Here is an 8,175-nt window from a genome sequence, read left to right as displayed (position 1 = left end):
CCAGCACCCGCCAGTACGCGTCGGCGACGTCCTCCGCGTGCACGGCCTGGAAGATGAAGGCTGCCGGGACGGGCAGCACGGGAAGCGGGACGCCCAGGAGGACCTTCGGGACGAGCGGGCCGAGGAAATAGCGGCCCACCTCGCTGCCCGCTCCGCTCTGGAAGATCAGGGCCGGCCGGAGGCGGGCCACCGCGATCTCCGGGTAGGCCTGCTCGAACGCGTCCAGCAGGCGTTCCTGCTCGGCCTTCTGGCGGCTGTACTGGGAGGACCGGACGCCGTCGGTCGGCCATGCCTCGCCCCTGCGGGTGTCCTTGCCGGCACGCGAGTAGGCCGCGACGGAGGACGCGCAGACGAACTGCCGCACACCGGCGGTGGCGGCTGCGTGGAGGGCGTTGGCCGTCCCGGTGACGTTGGTCCGTCGCATGGCGGGTTCGTCGTGATTCGGCTGGATGGCCCAAGCGAGGTGCACGACGGCGTCCACTCCCGCGAGCGCGAGCACCAGGGCCTCCCTGCCCTCGTCGGTCCCGATGTCGATCGCATGCCAGTCGACGCCGTCGTAGGGGGCCTGCGTCGTGTCCGGGATGGTGCGGGCGATCCCGGTGATGGTGATGCCGCCCGTGTCCCCCGAGGTGTCGTAGCCGGACCGCTCGATGGCCTCGCGGTCCCGCGCTGCCCGGTGGAGGCGGGAGAGGACCGCGGTGCCCACGTTCCCGGTGGCACCGATGACTGCTATGCGCATGGTTCTACTCCTTGGCCTGCTGGTTGTGGGGACGGGGGAGGGCGCTGATCCGAACTGGACTACTAAGCAAGCTTATGGTGCAGTTGAAGGAGACGTACAGCCGCAAGGGCGCACGACGCCCTTTCCAGGGCCATAGCGGGAGGTATCCGTGAGCAGTAACAGCAAGGTCGGCAGTGAGCCGAAGAGTGACGCCTCGCAGAAGGCGCAGACCGCGCCCGATCCGAACGATCCCCGGAAGCCGGATGATCCGAAGGATGTCGGGAAGCCCGCCTGGAAGTACGTGTTCAAGCGGTCGCTCAACGAGTTCGGCAAGGACCAGTGCACCGATCTGGCCGCGGCGCTGACCTACTACGCGGTCCTCGCGATCTTCCCCGGGATCCTCGCCCTGCTGTCCCTCCTCGGGCTGTTCGGACAGGCCCAGAACACCACCAACCAGGTCCTGGAGATCGTCGGCCAGTTCGCGCCGCCGGACACCCTGGAGACCATCAGGCCCACGATCGAGGACCTCGCCTCCAACCAGGCGGCCGGACTGACCTTCGTGATCGGCCTCCTCGGCGCCATCTGGTCGGCATCGGGCTATGTGAACGCCTTCTCCCGGGCGATGAACCGCGTCTACGAGGTCGAGGAGGGCCGGGGCTTCTTCAAGCTGCGCCCGCAGATGCTCCTCGTCACCGTCGTCGTCCTCGTCCTGATCGTCGTCATGGGCCTCATGCTCGTGCTCTCCGGGCCCGTCGCCGAGGCCGTCGGGAACACGATCGGACTCGGTGGCAGCGCACTGACCATCTGGAACATCGCCAAGTGGCCCGTCGTCGTGTTCTTCGCGGTCCTCATGATCGCCGTCCTCTACTACGGCTCGCCGAACGTCAAGCAGCCCAAGTTCCGGTGGATGAGTCTCGGCGGGTTCATCGCCCTGATCGTCCTCGCCATCACCACCGCGGCGTTCTCCCTCTACGTGGCCAACTTCGGCAGCTACGACAAGACCTACGGCGCCATCGCCGGCGTGATCGTCCTGCTCCTCTGGATCTGGCTGGCGAACCTCTCGCTCCTGTTCGGTGTCGAGTTCGACGCCGAGATGGAACGCGGCAGGGAACTGCAGGGCGGCATCGAGGCGGAGGACGGCATCCAGCTGCCGCCCCGCGACACCAAGGCTGCCGACAAGAAGCGCGAGAAGTACCGCAAGCTCGTCAACGAGGGTCGCGAGCTCCGCGAGAAGTACGAGCGGGAGTCGGCCCGCCGGTAGGCCGACCGCACCCTGCACCAGGAGGCCCGGACGTGTCAACGGCCGGGCCTCCTGCATGTCCGCGGTCCTAGACTGGCTGCATGACCGATACCCAGCAGGCCGACACGTCAGGGCACAGCACCAAGGGGTCCTACGTGACCGACGGCCAGGAGTTCACGCGGGACACGCAGTACATCGAGACGCGGATCACGCGGGACGGAGCGGACGGCTATCCCGTCGAGGCCGGGCGCTACCGCCTGATCGCGGCCCGCGCCTGTCCTTGGGCCAACCGGACCATCATCGTGCGCCGTCTCCTCGGGCTGGAGGACGCGATCTCCCTCGGCACCCCGGGCCCCACCCACGACAGCCGGTCCTGGACCTTCGACCTCGATCCCGACGGCCGCGACCCGGTCCTCGGTATCGAGCGGCTGCAGGAAGCCTTCTTCAAGCGCGATCCGGACTACGCGCGCGGCATCACGGTTCCGGCGATCGTGGACACGACCACCGGCGCGGTCGTGACCAACAACTTCCCCCAGATCACCCTGGACTTCTCCGGCGAATGGACGGAATTCCACCGCGAGGGTGCTCCGGACCTGTATTCGGAGGCGCTCCGGGAGGAGATCGACACCGTCAACAAGCGGGTCTTCACCGAGGTCAACAACGGCGTCTACCGCTGCGGCTTCGCGGGATCGCAGGAGGCCTACGACGCCGCCTACGACCGGCTGTTCACGGCTCTGGACTGGCTCGAGGAACGGCTCACCACCCAGCGGTTCCTCGTGGGGGACACCATCACGGAGGCCGACGTCCGCCTGTTCACCACGCTCGTCCGGTTCGACCCGGTCTACCACGGCCACTTCAAGTGCAACCGGAACAAGCTGACGGAGATGCCCGCGCTGTGGGGCTACGCCCGCGATCTGTTCCAGACGCCGGGCTTCGGCGACACGATCGACTTCGAGCAGATCAAGCAGCACTACTACATCGTGCACGAGGACATCAACCCCACCGGGATCGTCCCCAAAGGTCCCGACCTCGCGGGATGGACCACGGACCACGGACGCGCATCCCTGGGTGGACGGCCCTTCGGCGACGGCACCCCGCCGACCCCCGAGTAGTGGGGGTGGACGCAGGCGGGGCCGCCTGCGTCCGCCGCAGCGGCCGTCCCAATTAGCGAACAAACTCGTTTCTTAATCGTCAGCAGCATAGGCTAGCCTTACTTCAGACTCATCGACCGTCTGAGGGGAGCACCATGGCAGTCCAGGCCGCCGCCTCGCGCCCCTCGACCGGCGACCGGCCCCTGTCGGCCCGGCGGCGGTCCTCGGTTCCCCGCACCGCCGCGCAGCTGGTCCTCACCGCGCTGGTCCTCCTCGCCTTCTGCGTCGCCTCCCTCACCATCGGGGCCCGCTCGGTCGGTCCCGGCACCATGATCGACGCCGTCCTGGCCTTCGATCCCGCCGACGGCGACCACGCGGTCGTGCTCTCCCGTGTCCCGCGCACCGTCATCGGCCTGCTCGTCGGAGCGGCCCTGGCAACGGCCGGGGCAGCCCTGCAGGGGATCGCGCGGAATCCGCTGGCCGATCCGGGGATCCTTGGCATCAATGCCGGAGCGTCACTGGCCGTCGTCGTCGGGATCCATCTCTTCGACCTCACCACCGCCTCCGGGTACATCTGGTGCGCCTTCGCCGGTGCGGGCGCCGCAGCCCTCGCGGTCTACGCCGTCGCCAGCCTCGGACGGGAGGGCGCGACGCCGGTCAAGCTCGCGCTCGCCGGCGCGGCACTGGCCGCCGGCCTCGCCAGCCTCACGAATGCGGTCCTCGTCTCCAGCCAGGAGACTCTCGACGCCTTCCGCTTCTGGCAGGTCGGCACGCTGTCCGGCCGGGGCTGGGACGTGATCGGCACGGTCGCCCCGTTCCTGCTGGTGGGCCTCGTGATGACGCTGGCCACGGGCAAGGTCCTCAACGGCCTCGCGCTGGGCGACGACGTGGCGCGCGGACTCGGGCAGAACGTGAACCTCGCGCGGGGCATCACGGCGCTGGGCGTCGTGATCCTGTGCGGGGCCGCCACCGCCGCCGCCGGCCCCATCGCCTTCGTGGGCCTCGTGATCCCTCACGTCGTACGCCTCGTCGTCGGGGCCGACTACCGCTGGATCCTCCCGTTCTCCGCTCTCCTCGGCCCGGTCCTGCTGCTCGGCGCCGACATCATCGGCCGGGTCATCCTGCCGCCCGGAGAAGTGCAGGTGGGCATCATGACCGCGGTCGTCGGCGCCCCCTTCTTCATCTGGCTCGTGCGCCGACGCAGGATGGCCCACCTGTGAGCACGACGCTCGACTCCTCGCAGGTCCCCCCGCCGCCTGCCCCGGCACCCCCGGCCGCAGGGCTGGCCCTCGTCCGTGCCCGTCGCCGGCGCAGCAGCGGGCTCCGCCTGGCCGCGGTCGGGGCGGTCGTCGTCGTCCTGTTCGCCGCGAACGTCCTGCTCGGTTCCTACACGGTGACCATCCCCGACGTCTTCCGGATCCTCGGGGGTGCCGACATCCCGGGTGCCAGCTTCATCGTGATGGAGAACAAGCTTCCCCGCTCGGTGATCGGGGTCCTGGTCGGTGTGTGCTTCGGACTCGCCGGAGCCGTGTTCCAGACCATGCTCAGGAACCCCCTCGCGAGCCCCGACATCATCGGGATCAGTTACGGAGCGAGTGCCTCGGCGGTCACGGCGATCGTCCTCTTCGGCGCCGCCGGCGCCGCCGTGTCCCTCTCCGCGCTGGTCGGCGCGATGGTCGTCGCCGCGGCGATCTATCTGATCTCGCGCCGGGGGGGAGTAGCGGGCTACCGCCTCATCCTCGTCGGCATCGGCTTCGCGGCCGTCCTGCACGCGCTGGTCAACTTCCTGATCACCCGCACCGACCTCCGGACGGCATCGGAAGCACTGCTGTGGCTCAACGGCTCGCTCAACTCGAGCAACTGGGACCGTGCGGCCGTCCTGGTCGCCGCCCTCGTGGTCCTGCTGCCGGCCGCGGCGGTCCTCTCGCGCAGCCTGCAGGGCCTCGTCCTGGGCGACGACGCCGCAGCAGGCCTCGGGCTCCGGGTCGAGGCCTCACGGCTGGGACTCATGTCCACCGCCGTCGCCCTCGCGGCCGTGGCCACCGCGGCCGCAGGGCCCGTCGCGTCCGTGGCCTTCCTGTCCGGACCGATCGCGCGCAGGCTGCTCGGGAACCGGCCCTCGCTGGTCATGGCGGCCCTGGTGGGGGCAGGAATCGTCCTCGGGGCCGATTTCATCGCCGCGAACCTCATCCCCGGGGCGTCACTGCCCGTCGGCGTCGTGACCGGCGCGCTCGGTGCCCCGTTCCTGCTGTGGCTGCTGGCCACGGCGAACCGATCAGGCCAGGGAGGCTGAGCATGGCTGCACGTCAGGAACCCACGTCGGGGGATACCCTGTCCGCCGAAGGGCTGACCCTCGCCTACGACCAGCGCACCGTGGTCGACGGGCTCTCCCTCACGCTCCCGGCCGGGCGGGTGACGGTGATCGTCGGGGCCAACGCCTGCGGCAAGTCCACCCTGCTGCGCGGACTCGCCCGTCTCCTCAAGCCGGTCGAGGGCGCGGTCGTGCTCAACGGGTCTGACATCTCCGCCCAGTCCACGAAGGCCGTCGCCCGAGTCCTCGGACTACTGCCCCAGACCCCTGTGGCACCGGACGGTATCAGCGTCGCCGACCTCGTGGGGCGCGGCCGCTACCCGCACCAGGGCTGGTTCCGCCAGTGGACCCCTGAGGACGACGAGGCGGTGGCGGACGCGCTGGAGGCCACCGACACGCTGGCCCTCGCCGACCGCAACGTGGATGAGCTCAGCGGTGGGCAGCGACAGCGTGTGTGGATCGCGATGGCCCTCGCGCAACAGACGGGCATCCTGCTGCTCGACGAGCCCACCACCTTCCTCGACGTGACGCACCAGGTGGAGGTGCTGGACCTCATCACGGACCTGAACCGGCGGTCCGGCACCACCGTCGTCATGGTGCTGCACGACCTGAACCTCGCCGCACGCTATGCGGACCACCTCATCGCGATGCGGGACGGACGGATCGTGGCAGCCGGGCCCCCCGCCGCCGTCGTCACCCAGGAGACCGTCTCGGGCGTCTTCGACCTGGAGTGCCGGATCATCGAGGACCCGGTCTCCGGCACGCCGATGGTGATCCCGGTGGGCAGGCACCACAGCCCTCCGGCACCCGCCCGTCCCCAGACTCCCCCCGCAGGCCGGCAGCAGGCCACGGGGTACCGACCCAACCCGCAGGACGCCGTTCCCGCCCCCGTGGAGGCAGCATCATGACCCAAGTGACCCATCGGAACGCACTGCGGACCGTCGCCGACACCGAGCCCATGGTGCTCGCGTTCGACGTCGTCGTCACCGCCGTGCAGGACCTCGGTGCCACCTTCCGCCGCATCACGTTCGGTGGGGCATGCCTCGAGGCGTTCGGGGTGGCAGGGGACACCCTCGACCTCCGGATCAAGATCGTCATCCCGTCGAAGGGCCGTGACTGCCCGGACATCGCAGGCATGATGAAGCGCGGGGACTCGGCGAACTGGTACCAGCTGTGGCTGGGCCTGGAGGCGGAGGAGCGTGGTTCCATGCGCACCTACACGGTGCGGAACGTGCGCTGCGGCGGTCCGCGCCCGGAGATCGACGTCGACTTCGTGATGCACCTCGACGACGACGGCCGGGGCGGCCCAGCCTCGGAGTGGGCCGCGGCGGCCCGGCCCGGTGACCGGGTCTGCATCATCGGGCCCAATTCCTCGGCGGCGCAGTGCGCGACGGCGGGTGCCTACGGCGGCATCGAGTGGAGCCCGGGCCTCGCCCAGCACGTCCTCCTCGCCGGTGACGAGACGGCGGTGCCCGCCATCAGCGCGATCCTCGAGGCCCTGCCCGAGGACATCAGCGGGTCCGCCTTCCTCGAAGTGCCGGACCTGCAGGACGTCCAGGCCATCTCCACGAAGTCCTCCGTGGCCATCACCTGGCTGGCGCGTGGGGACCGGCCGCATGGCGAGCAGCTGGAGGCCGCAGTCCGGGACGCCGTCCGGGTGCCGGGTTGGGTGTCGCTCGCCGGTCCCGCCGGTGCGCGGGGAGGAAGCGAGCCCGAGGAGGTCGACATCGACCGGACGATCCTGTGGGAGACGCCGCAGCGGATGGAGGCGGCCATCGTGCAGTCGACTGTCGGTTCCGGGCGCCCTGCCGGCACCCAGCCCTTCTACGCGTGGATCGCAGGGGAAGCCGCCGTCGTCCGTGGCCTGCGGCGGTACCTCGTGCGCGACGTCGGGGTGGACCGGAAGCAGGTCGCTTTCATGGGGTACTGGCGCAAGGGCCGCGCAGAGCTCGCCTGAGGCGCCGGCCAAGCCGGAAGGCGCAGGTTCTTCAGCGTCTTCGCGCAGGAACCTGGTGACGGAACGCAGTATGACACGGATGATCCACAGGCAGGATAACGGAATTGTAACTTCGGACCCCGTGGCCTAGGGTTTGAGCAGTCAAAGCTGGTTCCACGGAATCCAGGTCCGCACGCCCGACCCTGTCAGCGGACCGCCTGAACACTGTGTGACAGGGGTGGAGGATCCACGTCCGACGCGGCTCGAGCCGCCTGGGGGTGAAGCCCTTCCGCACTGCTCCTCTGTACGGTCCCGTCTGCGGCTCCTCCGCGATCCGGACCGCGTGGAGGTCGAGCCGACTCCTGCTCGAATCCGGCAGCCGACTTCGCGGGCGTCCGAGAGAGGTAAGCAGTTGACCCAGACGGTTACGTCCGGGCGCCGCCGCGCGTCCGACGATCGAGCGCAGCAGCACCCGGTTGCCCACCGCCCCGCTCATCCCGGCCCGCCCAGCCGCCGCTCGCTCCGGGTCCCGGTCGCCGGTGAGGCCCTTCCGCCCGTCCCGTCCGTCGCTGCACCCGCCCTTCCGACGACCGCACCCGCTGCCCCGGAGCCCACGACCCGACGCGGGCTCCGCGAGCAGCAGGCAGCGGCCCGGGACGCTGCAGCAGTCCTGCCGACACGGCGCAGTGCCCGCCGTTCCGTGCCCGTCGCGCATGCGGATCTGCATCCGGAGTTGAGGGAGGACCTGCATCCGGACCTGCGCTCGGGCCCGCGGCGCTCACTCCGCCCGCACGCACCTCGGCCGGCGTCGTTCTCCCGGCTGCGCGACAACGCCGCGACGGCAGGGATCGTGCTCGCCTCGGCAGGGCTGGTCATGGG

7 protein-coding genes and 1 pseudogene are annotated in these 8,175 nt (G+C 70.2%); 7 read left to right on the top strand and 1 reads right to left on the bottom strand.

Annotated elements, in window-relative coordinates:
* A partial coding sequence (locus CVO76_RS05630; RefSeq protein WP_208741147.1) for an NAD-dependent epimerase/dehydratase family protein occupies window positions 1-739 on the bottom strand: 739 nt, incomplete at its 3' end.
* Between the two features lie 148 nt (window positions 740-887).
* Here CVO76_RS05630 and CVO76_RS05625 point away from each other — a divergent pair.
* From CVO76_RS05625 to CVO76_RS05595, 7 genes and pseudogenes are all read left to right on the top strand, one after another.
* On the top strand, window positions 888-1,979 hold the full coding sequence (locus tag CVO76_RS05625) for a YihY/virulence factor BrkB family protein (RefSeq protein WP_208741145.1): 1,092 nt from the start codon (window positions 888-890) through the stop codon (window positions 1,977-1,979).
* Window positions 1,980-2,059: 80 nt separating this feature from the next.
* A complete protein-coding gene (locus CVO76_RS05620) occupies window positions 2,060-3,070 on the top strand; it encodes a glutathione S-transferase family protein (RefSeq protein ID WP_208741143.1) in 1,011 nt (336 codons plus the stop codon).
* Between the two features lie 134 nt (window positions 3,071-3,204).
* A complete protein-coding gene (locus CVO76_RS05615; protein WP_208741140.1) occupies window positions 3,205-4,269 on the top strand; it encodes a FecCD family ABC transporter permease in 1,065 nt (354 codons plus the stop codon).
* A gap of 62 nt (window positions 4,270-4,331) precedes the next feature.
* Window positions 4,332-5,342, top strand: a complete 1,011-nt coding sequence (locus CVO76_RS05610) for a FecCD family ABC transporter permease (RefSeq protein WP_133081594.1) — start codon at window positions 4,332-4,334, stop codon at window positions 5,340-5,342.
* Between the two features lie 2 nt (window positions 5,343-5,344).
* A complete protein-coding gene (locus tag CVO76_RS05605) occupies window positions 5,345-6,268 on the top strand; it encodes an ABC transporter ATP-binding protein (protein WP_208741138.1) in 924 nt (307 codons plus the stop codon).
* Entirely contained in the window at window positions 6,265-7,317 is a 1,053-nt protein-coding gene (locus tag CVO76_RS05600) for a siderophore-interacting protein (protein ID WP_244186228.1), read from the top strand. The genes CVO76_RS05605 and CVO76_RS05600 overlap by 4 nt, the downstream gene beginning before the upstream one ends.
* A 391-nt stretch (window positions 7,318-7,708) precedes the next feature.
* Window positions 7,709-8,175, top strand: a pseudogene (locus tag CVO76_RS05595) (hypothetical protein); the annotation flags it as partial.

The organism is Arthrobacter agilis (assembly GCF_002953615.1).
In the GTDB taxonomy this organism is placed as follows: domain Bacteria; phylum Actinomycetota; class Actinomycetes; order Actinomycetales; family Micrococcaceae; genus Arthrobacter_D; species Arthrobacter_D agilis_B.
Note: the sequence above shows the minus strand (reverse complement) of the source record. Positions and strands in the feature narration are given on the sequence as shown.